The organism is Pseudomonas sp. E6002 (genome assembly GCF_013385565.1).
GTDB lineage: Bacteria > Pseudomonadota > Gammaproteobacteria > Pseudomonadales > Pseudomonadaceae > Aquipseudomonas.
Genome location: NZ_JACAPT010000045.1, coordinates 60,100 through 76,827 on the forward strand (window position 1 = coordinate 60,100; position 16,728 = coordinate 76,827).

Below are 16,728 nucleotides of genomic sequence, written 5' to 3' on the forward strand. Positions count from 1 at the left end.
CAGCGGCCTCCCGGCCGGCTTGAGTGGGGCACGGTCAAAAATGTGGGAGCGGGCTTGCTCGCGAAGGACGTTAACGATGACGTTGGCGTCCTGAATGAACGCGGCGGCCTCCCGTTTTTCGCCGGCAAGCCAGCTCCTACAGAAAAGCAGCGCTGCTTTTGATCTTGATCTGACTGTCTCATTCAGCCCGGCGCGGGTGAGCAACCGTGTCGAATCGCAAGCCATTTCAGCGAACGACATTGGGCTTCAACCCGCGCAACAACAACTCCAGCCCTTGCAAGGCTTCTTCCAGCCGCGCCCCCGGGTGTTCATCCTGAGCGATCCACAGCGATGCGCTTACCAGGCTGCCATTGATCAGCCTCGCTAGCGCCTGGCTGCACGCCTGCTCGATGAGGCCCGCTTGCATCAAGTCATCGAGCAGCTGGCGCAGCGAGTCCACGCATTGCTGCTGGTCGGTGGCACCCAGCACCGCCGGCGCATCTTGCAGCACAATGCGCTGGACCTCGGGATCCTGAGCCATGCGCAAATAAACCCGGCAGCGCTCGCAAAACCCTTCCCAAGGATCAACCGCCTGCTCCGAGATACGCTGCAGGCTCGCGTCCATTTCACCGTCGAGCTGCGCAACCACTGCCGCGAGCAAGCCTTTCTTGTCGCCAAAATGATGGTACAACGCACCCCGGGTCAGGCCGGCGCGAGCGGTGAAATCGTCCATCGACGTCTGGGCGTAGCCTTGTGTGGCGAAGGCCTGGCGGGCGCTGGCGATCAGGCGGGCGCGGGTGTCTTCGATCATGTCTGCACGGGCTCGGCTCATGGGTAAGGCTCACAATAGGTGATTGACATACGACGCGTATGTTACGCATGATTTGTCACATACGCACCGTATGTATTTTGCCCCGAACACCTCGAATAGCAAGTTTCAGGGCGCTCAGGAAGAGGTTACACACCATGGCAAACCCCTACGCCGAGCTGTTCCAGGCGCCAGGTTCCAGGGCTTTTGTATTGGCGGGCATGCTCGCCCGCATGCCGATCTCCATGACCGGGATCGGCTTGATCACCATGCTGTCGCAAGTGCACGGCGGTTACGGTTTGGCCGGTGCGGTGACCGCTACCTTCGCCCTGGCCACCGCGTTTTGCGCGCCCCAGGTCTCACGGTTGGTGGACCGTTATGGCCAGGGCCGGGTGTTGCCGGTGGCCGCGTCCATCGGCGGCGGCGCGCTGCTGCTGCTGTTGCTCTGCACCCGGGTGCAGGCGCCAACGTGGACGCTGTTCGTCTTTGCCGCGCTGGCCGGCTGCATGCCCAACATGTCGGCCATGGTGCGGGCGCGCTGGACCGAGCTGTATCGCGGCCAGCCCAAACTGCAAACGGCGTTTGCCCTGGAGTCGGTGCTCGACGAGGTGGTGTTCATCATTGGCCCGCCGGTCTCGGTGGGTCTGTGCGTGCTGCTGTTCCCCGAAGCGGGGCCGTTGATTGCCGCGCTGTTTCTGGCAGTGGGCGTGACCGCCTTTGTGCTGCAACGCCAGACCGAGCCACCGGTGCATGAACATCACGCCGAGCACGGCCGTTGGCTGATCGCCTCGCCCTCGGTGTTGATCCTGATGGTGCTGTTGATGGCCATGGGCATCATCGTTGGGGTGGTGGATGTGGTCAGTGTCGCGTTCGCCCAGCATCAGGGCCAGCCCGCCGCGGCGAGCATTGTATTGTCGGTATACGCCATCGGTTCGTGCCTGGCCGGGCTGGCGTTCGGTGCGCTCAAGTTGAAAGCACCGCTGCCGCGCCAGTTCTTGTACTGCGGCGTGGCCACCGCCGTGACCACGCTGCCGTTGTTGCTGGTGACGAATATTCTGGGGTTGGCGGCCGCGATCTTCATCTCCGGCCTGTTCTTCGCCCCGACCCTGATCGTGTCCATGGCCCTGGTGGAACAAATCGTTCCGCCCAGCCGCTTGACCGAAGGCATGACCTGGCTGATCACCGGCCTGAGCATCGGCGTGGCCATTGGTGCTGCCAGCTCCGGCTGGATGATCGACCGCTTCGGCGCACCCAGCGGGTTCTGGGTGGCGCTGGCGGCGGGTGCGGTGGTGCTTGGGGCGGCGGTGCTGGGGTATCGGCGGCTGGGGTGATTACCCGGTCACCAGTGCGCCGCGATGTTGCAGGAATTCGTTCAGCGCCTGGCGCGTGAGATCGTTCAACGTGACTTTTTGCCGGGTCGCGGCGAGGGCGGCGGCCAGGTGGAGGTCATGGCCGACACGGACGTTGAACGAACCCTTGCAGGGCTTTTCCGGTGCTTGCCCAAGGGCCTGGCAGGTCTCGATGTAGTCGTCCACGGCGGTGCAAAAGGCGGCGTCCAGTTCGGCGACAGTTTTGCCCTCGTAGCTGACCAGGGCCTTGATGAAAAGCAGCTTTCCGAACAGGCAGTTGTCTTCGATGCTGGCTTCGATGGAGCCGATGTAGCCTTTGTGTTTCAGCTGGTTGTTCACTGAATCAGTTCTCCTGATTTCAATTGTTCGATGATCTGGCGCCGAATGTAGTGTTTCAGTTCGTTGCCGGGGTGAGGCTTGTGCAGGGTGATCATTGCACTGGGGTCGCCTATGTCGAACCTGACCCGGCTACCCGCCCCTTCGATTTGCGTGTATCCCAGGCGCCGCAGCAGCGTGACGAGTTCGCGCCAGGTAAAGGCCGATTGCTCATTGAGCAGTTTGGCCAGCAGCTTTTCATTTTTCGACACGGCGATTCTCGCCTGCAACTAAATGTAGTTGCAATTGATGGGTTGCGTCAATGATAGGACAGCCGCGCCGAGCCTCTCGGTGTTTGATGTAACCCTTGATGACACCGTGGTCTGCGCCCCCAATCCCCCGCTAATTTTTCCCTTCCGGATTCGTTTTATAGGGACGACGTGCCTTTGTGCTTCCTGCCTATTGCCCCGGATCCCAAGAAATGAACGCTGAAGACTCCTTGAAACTTGCTCGCCGGTTTATCGGGTTGCCCCTGGAAAAACGCCAGATGTTCCTCCAGGCGCTACACAAGGAAGGGGTGGATTTTTCCCGGTTTCCGATCCCGGCAGGGGTGGAGGCCGAGGACCGGCAGGCGCTGTCCTATGCGCAGCAGCGGATGTGGTTTCTGTGGCAACTGGACCCGGCCAGTGGCGCCTATAACCTGCCCGGCGCGGTACGGCTCAAGGGCGCCTTGAGCCTGCCGGCGATCGAGCAGGCGTTCGCCAGCCTGGTGGCCCGCCATGAGACGTTGCGCACGGTGTTCCAGCGCCAGGCGGATGATCGTCTGTTGCAAGTGGCCGCGCAGTCGCCGCTGGTTGTCGAACAGTTGGACTTCAGCGTCCTGGCACCCGCCGAGCGTGAGCAGGCGGTGATGCAGGCCGCTACCCGTCAGTCGCTGTTGCCCTTCGACCTGGCCAACGGCCCGCTGCTGCGGGTGCAATTGCTCAAGCTGGCCGAGCAGGAACACGTGCTGCTGCTGACCTTGCACCACATCGTGTCCGACGGCTGGTCGATGAACGTGCTGATCGACGAGTTCATTCGCTGCTACGACGCCCATGAGCGCAACGAGCCGCCGCAACTGCCGGCCTTGCCGATCCAGTACAGCGACTACGCCCTGTGGCAGCGCCGCTGGCTGGAGGCCGGCGAGCAGGCTCGTCAGCTGGAATACTGGCAGGCACGCCTGGGAGATGAGCACCCGGTACTGGAGTTGCCCATCGACCATCCACGCCCGGCGATGCCCAGCTACCAGGGCACCCGGCATGACTTTGCGATTGATCCGGCGCTGGCTGCGCAGTTGCGCAGTTGCGCGCAAAAACACAATGTGACCTTGTTCATGTTGCTGCTCGGCGCGTTCAACGTGCTGCTGCATCGCTACACCGGGCAGGGCGACATTCGGGTTGGCGTGCCGATTGCCAACCGCAACCGCAGCGAAGTCGAAGGGCTGATCGGTTTCTTCGTCAATACCCAGGTGTTGCGCACCGAACTGACCGGGCAAACCCGCGTCGACGAATTGCTGCAAGGCATCAAGGAACACGCACTGGGCGCCCAGGCCCATCAGGAATTGCCGTTCGAACGCCTGGTAGAAGCCTTGAAAGTCGAGCGCAGCCTGAGCCACACGCCGCTGTTCCAGGTGATGTACAACCATCAGCCGCAAGTGGCGGACATCGCCGCGGTCAACACCGCCTCCGGGCTTGAACTGTCCCTGGTGCAATGGCAAGGCCGTACCACCCAGTTTGACCTGAGCCTGGACACCTACGAGAAGTCCGGCACCCTGCACGCCGCGCTGACCTATGCCAATGACCTGTTCGACGCCGCCACCATCGAGCGCATGGCCCGGCACTGGCTCAGCCTGTTGCAGGCGATGGTCGCCGATGGCAGCCAGCGCATCGGTGAACTGCCGATGCTCGCCGCCGCAGAGCAGCACGTGCTGGTGCATGACTGGAACCAGACGGCCGAAACGTACCCGACCGAACGTGGCATCCACCACCTGATCGAAGACCAGGTACAACGCACTCCGCACGCCGTTGCCCTGGTGTTCGGCGCGACGCAGTTGACCTACGCGCAGCTCGACGCGCGCGCCAACCAGTTGGCCCATGCCCTGCGCGAGCAGGGTGTTGGCCCGGACGTACTGGTGGGGATCTGCATCGAGCGCTCCATCGAAATGGTGGTCGGCCTGCTGGCGATTCTCAAGGCCGGCGGCGCCTACGTCCCGCTGGACCCTGAATACCCCCGCGAACGCCTGGCTTACATGATCGAAGACAGTGGCATCGGGCTGCTGCTCAGCCAGCAGAGCCTGCTGTCGACCTTGCCGGTCGACGGCATCCACGTCATCGCACTCGACCAGGCACAAGGCTGGCTCGACGATTACGGCCGCGAGCCTCTGGCCGTCAACGTGCACGCGCTGAACCTCGCCTATGTGATCTACACCTCCGGCTCCACCGGCAAGCCCAAGGGCGCAGGCAACAGCCATCGTGCGCTGGTCAACCGCCTGTGCTGGATGCAGCAGGCTTATGGCCTGGATGCCAGCGACGCAGTGTTGCAGAAAACCCCGTTCAGCTTTGACGTGTCGGTGTGGGAGTTCTTCTGGCCATTGATGAGCGGCGCACGGCTGGTGGTCGCAGCACCCGGCGAGCATCGCGAGCCGGCTCGCCTGATCGAGACCATTGGCGAGCACGCTATCACCACGCTGCACTTCGTACCGTCGATGCTGCAGGCATTTATCCACGAGCCGGGCGTGCAGGCCTGCGCCAGCCTCAAGCGCATCGTATGCAGTGGCGAGGCGCTGGCGCTGGATGCGCAGTTGCAGGTGTTCGCCAAGCTTCCGGGCGCCGGGTTGTACAACCTCTACGGCCCGACGGAAGCGGCCATCGACGTCACCCATTGGACCTGCATCGACGAAGGTGCCGACAGCGTGCCCATCGGCCGCCCCATTGCCAATCTGGGAACCTACATCCTCGACGCGCAACTCAACCCTGTGCCGGCAGGCGTCAGCGGTGAGCTTTACCTCGGTGGCACCGGGCTGGCCCGCAGTTACCACCGCCGCGCGGCGCTCACCGCCGAGCGTTTTGTGCCGTGCCCGTTCAATGACGGTGCGCGGCTGTACCGGACCGGCGACCGGGTGCGCCAGCGCGCCGACGGTGTGATCGAATACCTCGGCCGCCTCGATCATCAGGTCAAGCTGCGCGGCCTGCGTATCGAGCTGGGTGAAATCGAGACCCGCCTGATGCAACACCCGCTGGTGCGCGAGGCCGTGGTGCTGGTGCAGGGGGGCAAACAGTTGGTTGCTTACCTGGTGCTGGAGGGAGGCGAGCCTGCCACGCCGTGGCAACCGGAGCTCAAGGCGTGGCTGTTGAACAGCCTGCCGGAATACATGGTGCCCACCCACCTGATGCCGCTGGTGAAGCTGCCAGTGACCGCCAACGGCAAGCTCGACCGCAAAGCCTTGCCGTTGCCGGACGCTGCGCCGCAGCAGGCGTTTGTGGCGCCACAGGATGCATTGCAAAAAGCCCTGGCGGCGATCTGGGAGGATGTGCTCGGTCTTGAGCGCGTCGGCCTCGAAGACAACTTCTTCGAGCTGGGCGGCGATTCGATCATCTCCATCCAGGTGGTCAGCCGTGCGCGGCAGGCCGGCATCCGCGTCAGCCCGCGTGACCTGTTCCAGTACCAGACCGTGCGCAGCCTGGCACTGGTCGCCACCCTCGATAAACGCTCGGCGGTGGATCAGGGGCCGGTGAGCGGTGATGCCGTGCTCGGGCCGATCCAGCAGCATTTCTTCAGCCGCGGGATGCCGGTGCGCGAACACTGGAACCAATCGCTGCTGCTGACTCCCCGTGAGGCCTTGAATGCGCAGTGGCTCGATACAGCGCTGACGCACATCATCAATCACCACGATGCCTTGCGCCTGCGTTTTACCGAAAGCACCGAGGGCTGGCAGCAAAACCACGATGCTCCAGTGGCCAGCGCTGATCTGTGGCTACGCGATGCCGAGTCGGCGGAACACCTGAATACCTTGTGCAACGAGGCGCAGCGCAGCCTTGACCTGCAAAACGGCCCGCTGTTGCGAGCCTTGCTGGTCACGCTGGCCGATGGCAGCCAGAGGCTGGCGCTGATCGTTCACCACCTGGTGGTCGACGGTGTGTCCTGGCGCGTATTACTGGAAGATCTGCAGCAGGCTTACGAACAATTGGCGGCAGGCGGCGGCATTGAGCTGCCGCCGAAAACCAGTGCATTCCAGGGCTGGACTGCGCGGCTCGAACAGCAAGTGCAGCGCTTCGATGAACAACTGATGTACTGGAAAACACAGCATCAGGATGCGAAGGATCTGCCGTGCGACCGACCTGACGCCAGCCTGCAAAATGCGCAGGGTGAAAAAATCGAGTGGCGACTCGACGCCGAACGGACCCGTCAGTTGCTGCAACAGGCGCCCGCCGCGTACCGCACGCAGGTCAATGACCTGCTGCTCACCGCGTTGGCCCGCACCATCAGTCGCTGGAGCGGTCAGGCAGGCACGCTGATCGAGCTTGAAGGCCATGGCCGCGAAGACCTGTTCGATGACATCGACCTGAGTCGCACCGTGGGTTGGTTCACCAGCCTGTTCGCGGTCAACCTCACCGCCCGCGATGACCTCGACGGTTCGATCAAGTCGATCAAGGAGCAACTGCGCGCGGTGCCGGACAAAGGCCTGGGCTATGGCGTGCTGCGTCATCTGGCGTCCCCGGCAGTACGCGCCGAGCTGGCGGCACTGGCGCCACCGCGGATCACCTTCAACTACCTGGGCCAGTTCGACCGTCAGTTCGACGACGCGGCCTTGTTTGTGCCGTCTGCCGAAACCAGCGGTGTGGCACAGGATCTGGCGGCACCATTGGCCAACTGGCTGACGGTTGAAGGCCAGGTCTATGGCGGCGAACTGTCGATGAGCTGGGGCTTCAGCCGCGAGATGTTCGACAGCGCGACAGTGCAGCAACTGGTGGACCGCTATGCCAGCGAGCTGCATGCACTGATCGAACACTGCTGCACCTTGCCGGCCGCGCAAGCCACGCCATCGGACTTCCCGCTGGCGCGGGTGACCCAGGCGCAACTGGATGCGCTGCCGGTGCCGGCCGGTCAGCTCGACGATCTCTATCCGCTGTCGCCCATGCAGCAAGGGTTGCTGTTCCATACCCTGTACGAACAGGCGGCGGGTGAGTACATCAACCAGTTGCGCGTCGACGTGCAGGGCCTGGATCCCGAGCGTTTCCGCGCGGCTTGGCAGGCCAGCGTCGATGCGCAAGACATCCTGCGCAGCGGTTTCGTCTGGCAGGGCGAGCTGGCGCAACCGCTGCAGATCGTGCACAAGCAGGTGCAACTGCCGTTCGCCACCCTGGATTGGCGGGCCCGTGACGATCAGCCGGCGGCCCTCGCGGCGCTGGCCGATGCCGAGCGAGCGCAAGGGTTTGACCTGGCCTGTGCGCCCCTGCTGCGCCTGGTACTGGTGCAGACCGGCAGTGACCAATGGCACCTGATTTACACCCATCACCACATCCTGATGGACGGCTGGAGCAACTCGCAGTTGCTCGGCGAAGTATTGCAGCGCTATAGCGGCCGCACACCGGCGAATGCCGGCGGCCGCTATCGCGACTACATCGCCTGGCTGCAACGTCAGGACGCCCAGTTGAGCCAGGACTTCTGGAGCGAACAACTGGCCGCGCTGCAAGCGCCGACCCGGCTGGCCCGCGCGGCCACCGCAGGCGCGCGCCAGAGCGGTCACGGCGACCATTACCTGACGCTGGACGAGCAACGCACCCAGGCGCTGGAAGCGTTTGCCCGCCAGCAGAAAATCACCGTCAACACCCTCGTGCAAGCCGCGTGGCTGCTGTTGCTGCAACGCTATACCGGACACGAAGCAGTCGCGTTCGGTGCGACCGTGGCCGGTCGTCCGGCGGACTTGCCGGGCATCGAGCAACAGGTCGGCCTGTTCATCAACACCCTCCCGGTGATCGGCGCACCGCGTCCCGATCAAAGCGTCGGCCAATGGTTGCAAACGGTACAGGCGCAGAATCTCAGCCTGCGTGACTTCGAACACACGCCGCTGGCGGACATCCAACGTTGGGCCGGGCAGGGCGGTGAAGCGCTGTTCGACAATATCCTGGTGTTCGAAAACTATCCGGTAGCCCAGGCGCTGAGCCAGGCCGGGCAGGGGCTGGTGTTCGGCGATGTGGGTAACCTGGAGCAGACGCACTACGCGCTGAGCGTGGCGGTGACCCTCGGCCGGCAGCTGGCGTTGCATTACAGCTTCGACCGCGGCCAATTCGCGAGCGAGGTGGTCGAAGGCATCAGTGCGCATTTGCTGCAACTGCTTGAACAGTTTGCCGAGTCGGCAGAACGCAACCTGGGTGAAATCGCCCTGGCAAGCCGCGACGAACAGGCCCGCCAGCAAGCGCAGAACCATCCACAGCCGTACCCGGTGGACATCGGCGTGCATCAGCGCATTGCCACCCTGGCGGCCGAGCGCCCGCAACGCACAGCGGTGATTTTCAACGATCGGCAGTTCAGCTACGGTGAAATCGACCAGCGCGCCAACCAACTGGCCCACGCGCTGATCGCCCGCGGCGTTGGCGCTGAAACCCGTGTGGGTGTGGCGTTGCCGCGCAGCGAGTCGGTAATTGTGGCGTTGCTGGCGGTGCTCAAGGCCGGCGGCGCTTATGTGCCGCTGGACACCCTCTACCCGCGCGAGCGCCTGGCCTACCTGATCGAGGATTCGGGGCTGGCGCTGCTGATCAGCGATTCGTCGGTGTCGGCGCAGCTGCCGGTTGCCGAATCGGTACCCTTGCTGGAGCTGGACCGTCTTGATCTGCGTGAGCAGTCGATCAAGGCACCCTCGGTGCAGCTCGACCCGCACAACCTTGCGTATGTGATCTACACCTCCGGCTCCACTGGCAATCCGAAAGGCGTCAGCGTTGCCCACGGTCCATTGGCCATGCATTGCCAGGCCATCGGCCAGCGCTATGAAATGCGCGACAGCGACTGTGAGTTCCACTTCATGTCGTTCGCCTTCGACGGTGCCCACGAGCGCTGGCTGACCAGCCTGACTCACGGGGCTTCGCTGCTGATTCGCGACGACACGCTGTGGACGCCGGAGCAGACCTACAACGCCATGATCGAACACGGCGTGACCGTGGTCGCGTTCCCGCCGGTGTACCTGCAACAACTGGCCGAACATGCCGAGCGCGTCGGCAATCCACCGAAGGTGCGCATCTATTGCTTTGGCGGTGACGCGGTGCCGAACGCCAGTTTCGAGCGGGTCAAGCGTGCGCTCGATCCGGACTACATCATCAACGGCTACGGCCCGACCGAAACCGTGGTCACCCCGCTGATCTGGAAGGCCGGTCGCGAGGTGCCGTGCGGTGCTGCCTACGCGCCGATCGGCAGCCGCATCGGTGACCGCAGCGCCTATGTGCTCGACACCGACCTGAACCTGTTGCCCCAAGGCATGGCCGGTGAGCTGTATCTGGGGGGCACCGGCCTGGCCCGTGGGTACCTCAACCGACCGGGGCTGACCGCCGAGCGTTTTGTCGCTGACCCGTTCAGCGCCGCTGGCGGCCTGCTTTACCGCACAGGCGACCTGGTGCGCCAGCGCGCCGACGGCACGTTCGACTATCTGGATCGTATCGACAATCAGGTGAAGATCCGCGGCTTCCGCATCGAGCTGGGTGAGGTCGAAGCGGCGCTGCAAGCCCTCCAGGGTGTGCGCGAAGCGGTGGTCGTGGCCCAGGAAGGCAGCGCCGGCAGCGGCAAGCGCCTGGTGGCTTACGTGGTCGGCGATTCAACCCGTGCCGGTTTCAGCGAAGACCTGCGTGCGCAGCTCCAGGCTTCATTGCCGGCGCATATGGTGCCGGCGTATGTCTTGTCTCTGGAACGCATGCCGCTGACACCGAACGGCAAGCTGGATCGCAAGAACCTGCCCAAACCGGATGTCAGTCAACTGCAACAAGCCTACGTCGCTCCGCGCAACGCGCTGGAGCAGCAACTGGCGACGATCTGGCAAGACGTGCTCAAGCTTGGGCAGGTGGGCATCAGCGACAACTTCTTCGAACTGGGTGGCGATTCGATCATTTCGATCCAGGTGGTCAGCCGTGCGCGGCAGGCGGGGATTCGCTTCAGCCCCAAAGACCTGTTCCAGCACCAGAGCATCCAGGCGCTGGCCGTGGTCGCACAGACCGGTGAGACGCTGCCGTCGATCGATCAGCGACCGGCAACCGGCACCACGGTGCTGTTGCCGATTCATCAGCAATTCTTCGCTCAGGAAATACCCGATCGTCACCACTGGAACCAGTCGGTGATGCTCAAGCCGGCGCAGGCACTGGATGCACACGCACTGGAGCAGGCGCTGGAGGCTTTGGTGGCGCATCACGACAGCTTGCGCCTGGATTTCGTCGAACGGGCTGACGGCTGGTCGGCACACTACCGTGACGTCGCGGCGCACACGGATCAAACGCTTCTGTGGCCAGTGGAGGTCGCGGACCTCGCAGCCCTTGAGGCACTGGGTGACGAAGCCCAGCGCAGCCTGCAATTGAACGGTGGCTCGCTGATACGCGCGGTGCTGGCGAACCTGGCGGACGGCACTCAACGGCTGTTGCTGATTATCCATCACCTGGTGGTCGATGGCGTGTCGTGGCGGATTCTGTTCGAGGATCTGCAGAACGCCTACCGGCAAATCCTTTCAGGCGCAGGTGTGCAGTTGCCGGCCAGGACCAGTGCGGTCAAGGCCTGGGCGGCGGCATTGCAGGGCTACGCCACAACCCCTGCGCTGCAGGCCGAGCTGGGTTTCTGGCAACAACAGTTGCAGGGCGCTTCGCCAGCCTTGCCATATGACCGTCCGAACGGCGGGCAGCAACATGATCAGGCCCTGACCTTTCGTAGCAAGCTGGACCGGGCCCTGACCCGCCAGCTGTTGCAGGATGCGCCGGCGGCGTATCGCACCCAGGTCAACGACGTATTGCTGACCGCGCTGGCGCGGGTGATAACGCGCTGGACCGGTGACGACAATGCGTTGGTGTTGCTTGAGGGGCACGGTCGCGAAGACGTGTTCGAGCACATCGACCTGACCCGTACCGTGGGCTGGTTCACCAGCGTGTTCCCGGCGCGGCTGTCGCCGGTTGCGGATCTCGCTGGGTCGCTCAAGCAGATCAAGGAGCAGCTGCGGGCAATTCCGCATAGGGGCATCGGCTTCGGCGCACTGGCGTACCTGGGCGATGAACAGACACGGGAGTCTCTGCAAGCCTTGCCGCTACCGTGCCTGACCTTCAACTATCTCGGTCAGTTCGACGCCAGCTTCGATACCGCCGACGACGCCCTGTTTGTGCCGACCGGCGAATCCGGCGGTGAAGAAGTCAACCTGCAGGGGCCGCTCGGCAACCCGCTGGCGCTCAACAGCAAAGTCTTCGGTGGTGAACTGGACCTGAGCTGGACCTACAGCGGCGCGATGTTCGATGCCGCGACCATCCAGCGCCTGGCCGACGACTATGTGCAAGAACTGACGGCGCTGATCGGCCATTGCTGTGACAACGCCAACCGGGGAGTGACGCCGTCGGATTTCCCGTTGGCGCAACTGTCTCAGGCCCAACTCGATGCGCTGGTGCTCGAACCTCAAGGCATCGACGACATCTACCCGTTGTCACCGATGCAGCAGGGCATGCTGTTCCACACCTTGCTCGAACAGGGGAATGGCGATTACATCAACCAGATGCGCCTGGATATCGATGGCGTCGATCCGCAACGCTTCCGCGCGGCCTGGCAAGCCGTGGTGGATGCCCATGACATCCTGCGTACCGGGTTCATCTGGCAAGGCAATCTTGAACAACCGATGCAGGTGGTACAGCGTCAAGTGCAGGTGCCGTTCCGTGTGCTCGACTGGAGCGGTCACGCCGATCGGGATGCGGCACTGCAAACCCTTGCCGATGAAGAGCGCGCCCAAGGCCTGGACCTGAACTGCGCGCCCTTGATGCGCCTGGTACTGGTACGCACGGCAACTGATCGTCATCACCTGATCTACACCAACCATCACATCCTTATGGATGGCTGGAGCAGCGCGCAGTTGCTCGGCGAAGTGTTACAGCACTACAGCGCAGAAAGCGTGGCACGGCCCGTTGGCCGGTATCGTGATTACATCGCGTGGCTGAAGCGGCAGGACGCATCGCTCGGCGAAGCGTTCTGGAAGGAGCAGTTGCACGCCCTGGATGAACCGATTCGCCTGGCGCAGATGTTTGCCCGTCCGGCGCAGGCCATCGCCACCCACCTTTACGCTCACCACCACCTGCACCTCGATGAGCAGCAAACGCGCCGTCTGGGCGACTTTGCCCGAGAGGCGAAAGTCACCGTCAACACTGTGGTCCAGGCTGCGTGGCTGTTGCTGTTACAGCGTTACAGCGCAAAGTCCTGCGTCGCCTTCGGCGCAACCGTGTCGGGGCGCCCGGCGGACCTGGCAGGCGTCGAGCAACAGATTGGCCTGTTCATCAACACCTTGCCGGTCATTGCCAGCCCGCGCTCCGAGCAGAGCCTGGGGGATTGGCTGCACAGCGTCCAGGCGCAGAACCTGGCGTTGCGGGACTTCGAGCACACCGCGTTGTTCGATATCCAGCGCTGGGCGGGGCAGGGTGGTGAAGCGCTGTTCGACAACATCCTGGTGTTTGAGAACTATCCGATTTCAGAAGCCCTGGAGAAAGGTTCGCCTCAGGGTCTGCGCTTTGGTGCCGTGGGCAATCTGGAGCAAACCAACTACCCGCTGACCCTGCTGGTGGGCCTGGGCGCCGAGCTGACCGTGCAGTTCAGCTATCAATGTGCGAGCTTCACACCTGTGTCGGTGGAGCAGATCGGCGTGCACCTCAAGCGTCTTCTGCTGCAAATGAGCAGCGATGCCGCACGCCCACTGGGTGACCTCACGCTGTTGGACCCGAGTGAAACCCGCCAGCAATTGCAGGACTGGAACGCCACCGCAAGCGTCTACCCGGGCGAGCACTGCATTCATCGTCTGTTTGAGGCGCGGGCACGGCAGACGCCGGATGCCACGGCGCTGCTGTTTGCTGATCAGGCGCTGACCTACGCTCAACTCAATACCCAGGCCAATCGCCTGGCGCATCGTTTGATTGAACTCGGTGTCGGCGCTGACCAACCGGTGGGTATCGCCCTTGAGCGTGGGGTGGACATGATCGTCGGGCTGCTGGCGATCCTCAAGGCCGGTGGCGCCTACGTGCCGCTCGATCCGGACTATCCGGTGGATCGCCTGGCCCACATGATTGAAGACAGTGGGTTGCAGTTGCTTCTGACCCAGGCATCGTTGCTGCGCCAGTTGCCGATTCCGGCAGGGGTGCACACCGTCTTGGCGAGTGCAATGGATGAATCGGTCAGCCCTGAACAGGCGGCCAATCCGCAGGTGTCGGTGGATGGCGATAACCTGTGCTACGCCATTTATACCTCGGGCTCTACCGGCAAGCCCAAGGGTGTGATGGTACGCCATGGTGCCCTGGTGAATTTCGTTGCCAGCATGGCCCGCGAACCAGGCATCGAGGCAAGTGACCGCCTGCTGTCGCTGACCACCTTCTCGTTCGATATTTTCGGCCTGGAACTGTACGGCGCGCTGTTCAGCGGTGCGGCCGTGGTGCTGGTGGACAAACAGAGCGCCCACGACCCTGAAGCATTGCTGGGGATTATCGAACAGCAGCAGGTCAGTATCGTGCAGGCCACGCCGTCGACGTGGCGCATGTTGCTTGAGCATCCCATGGCCGAGCGTCTTGCCGGACGCACATGCCTGTGTGGCGGCGAGGCATTGGCCGAGGACCTGGCCGAGCGCTTGCTGGCGGTCGCAGGCCCGGTCTGGAACCTCTATGGGCCCACGGAAACCACGATCTGGTCGGCGGCTTATCCACTGACCACAGACAAGCGCTTGCCTTACCTCGGCCGGCCGATTGCCAACACCTCGCTGTACATCGTCGGCGAGCACTTCGCGCCGAACCCTGTCGGGTTGATCGGTGAATTGCTGATTGGCGGTGATGGCCTGGCGCGCGGGTACCACGAGCGGCCGGCGCTCACCGCCGAACGCTTCCTGCCGGATCCATTTGGCAATGGCACACGGCTGTACCGCACCGGTGACCTTGCGCGACATCGCGTCGACGGTGTGATCGAGTACATCGGCCGGGCAGACCACCAGGTGAAAATTCGTGGCTTTCGCATCGAGTTGGGAGAGATCGAAGCGTGCCTGTTGGCGCAGGACGCGATCCGCGAGGCGGTGGTGGTGCCTCAGCAAGGGCCGGGTGGCACGCAGTTGGTGGCCTACCTGATTGCGGCCGGTACTGAGGCGGCCGAGGCGCAGTCGTTGGTGGCGCTGCGCGACGAGCTGAAGGCGCGGCTCGCCTGCGACCTGCCGGACTACATGATTCCGGCGCACTGGATGCTGCTTGAGCGCTTCCCGCTGACGCCCAACGGCAAGCTGGACCGCAAAGCCTTGCCGCTGCCCGACGCCAATCAGTTGCTGCGGGCCTATGTGGCGCCGCAAGGGGCGCTTGAGCAGAGCGTCGCACAGATCTGGCAAGAGGTGCTCAAGCTTGCGCGGGTAGGGCGCGACGACAACTTCTTTGAATTGGGCGGGCATTCCTTGCTGGCGACCCAAGCGACAGCCCGCCTGCAAATGGAGCAAGGCGCAGCCGTGCCCCTGGACCTTTTATTTCGAACCCCATCGCTGTCGGAGTACGCCGCGCAACTGGCGGTGCACCTGACACCTCACTCCAGCGAAGACTTGAGTGAGATGCATGATTTCCTGGCAGACCTGGAGACCCTTTGAAAATGACTCAGCTCGATAACCTGTCTCTGGTTCAGCGATTCATCCGTTTGCCGCTCGCCCAACGGCAAGCGTTCCTGCAAAAGCTGCACAGCAAAAACATGAGTTTTGCCGCGTTGCCGATTCCGGCGATGCGTGATGAGTTCGAGCATATCGGCCTGTCCTACGCCCAGGAGCGCCAGTGGTTCCTCTGGCAATTGGACCCTCACAGCGCGGCCTACCATGTGCCGACGGCGCTGCGGTTGCGCGGTGCACTGGACGTGCCGGCGTTGCAGCGCAGCTTCGATGCATTGCTGGAGCGCCATGAGGTGCTGCGTACGGTGTTTGTCGACGGGCCGGAAGGGCCGCTGCAGGTTGCGCACGCATGCCTGAGCCTGCCGGTCACGACGGTGGTGCTGGAAGCGGTGCCGGACGCCGCAGCGCTCAAGGCGTTGATTGACACTGAAATCACTGCGCTGTTCGACTTGCAGCAGGGCCCGCTGTTGCGGGTCAAGCTGTTGCAACTGGCACCGGACGACCACGTGCTGGTGCTCACCCAGCACCACATCATTTGTGACGGCGCATCGGCGCAGATCATGGTTCACGACCTGGTCAAACTCTATGCTGCCCACAGCACCGGCCAGGCGCCGGACCTGCAGGCGCTGCCGATTCAATACGCCGACTATGCGATCTGGCAGCGCAAATGGATGGAAGCCGGCGAGCTTGCGCGGCAATTGGGTTACTGGACCGAACGCCTGGGTGATGGCGGTGAAGTGCTGCCTTTGCCTGCTGACCGCGCCCGTCCGGCGGTGCAGAGTTACCGCGGTGCGCGGCTGGACCTCGCCATCGATGCCGGGCTGACCGAACGCCTCAAGCGCGTGGCCCAGCGCGAAGGCTGCACCTTGTTCATGCTGTTGCTCGCCTCATTCCAGGTATTGCTGCACCGTTACAGCGGCCAGTCGGACATCCGCGTGGGCGTGCCGGTGGCCAACCGCAACCGTCTTGAAACCGAAGGCCTGATTGGTTTCTTCGTCAATACCCAGGTGCTGGATGCGCGGATTCAGGGGGCAATGCCTTTCGATCAATTGCTGGCGCAGGTCAAGCAGGCTTCGCTGGGCGCCCAGGCTCACCAGGATTTGCCGTTCGAGCAATTGGTGCAAGCCCTCGCACCGGACCGACACATGAGTCACAGTCCGTTGTTCCAGGTGATGTTCAATCACCAGAGCGGCGATGCCGCCCAAGCGTTGCAACTGCCAGGCTTGCATGTCGAGAGCCTGGATTGGAGCTCGCACACGGCGCAATTCGATCTGACCCTTGGCACGCACGAGACCCAGGGCGCATTGGCCGCCACATTCACCTATGCCACTGATTTATTCGACACTGGCACCATCGAACGCCTGGCCGCTCACTGGCTGAACCTGCTGCACGGTATCGTCGCCGATCCGCAACGG

Annotated in this window: 6 protein-coding genes; 3 read left to right on the top strand and 3 right to left on the bottom strand. The window is 63.3% G+C overall.

Annotated features, from left to right (window positions below; genetic code table 11):
- Positions 1-226 precede the first annotated feature (226 nt).
- Entirely contained in the window at positions 227-811 is a 585-nt protein-coding gene (locus HX815_RS29045) for a TetR/AcrR family transcriptional regulator (protein WP_177029341.1), read from the bottom strand.
- Positions 812-945: 134 nt separating this feature from the next.
- Here HX815_RS29045 and HX815_RS29050 point away from each other — a divergent pair, with 134 nt between their 5' ends.
- Entirely contained in the window at positions 946-2,118 is a 1,173-nt protein-coding gene (locus HX815_RS29050) for an MFS transporter (RefSeq protein ID WP_177029342.1), read from the top strand.
- Here HX815_RS29050 and HX815_RS29055 read toward each other — a convergent pair whose 3' ends face one another.
- Positions 2,119-2,475: a type II toxin-antitoxin system HicB family antitoxin gene (locus tag HX815_RS29055; protein WP_003208166.1), complete on the bottom strand. Its 357-nt coding sequence runs from the start codon at positions 2,473-2,475 to the stop codon at positions 2,119-2,121.
- Positions 2,472-2,723 (bottom strand): type II toxin-antitoxin system HicA family toxin, encoded by a 252-nt coding sequence (locus HX815_RS29060; RefSeq protein ID WP_177029343.1) that lies wholly within the window; start codon positions 2,721-2,723, stop codon positions 2,472-2,474. The genes HX815_RS29055 and HX815_RS29060 overlap by 4 nt, the downstream gene beginning before the upstream one ends.
- A 209-nt stretch (positions 2,724-2,932) precedes the next feature.
- On the opposite strand from HX815_RS29060, the gene HX815_RS29065 reads away from it, so the two are divergent.
- Positions 2,933-15,301 carry a non-ribosomal peptide synthase/polyketide synthase gene (locus HX815_RS29065; RefSeq protein WP_177029344.1) on the top strand — a complete coding sequence of 4,123 codons (12,369 nt, stop codon included), beginning with the start codon at positions 2,933-2,935 and terminating at the stop codon, positions 15,299-15,301.
- A gap of 2 nt (positions 15,302-15,303) precedes the next feature.
- A partial coding sequence (locus HX815_RS29070; RefSeq protein ID WP_256351189.1) for a condensation domain-containing protein occupies positions 15,304-16,728 on the top strand: 1,425 nt, incomplete at its 3' end.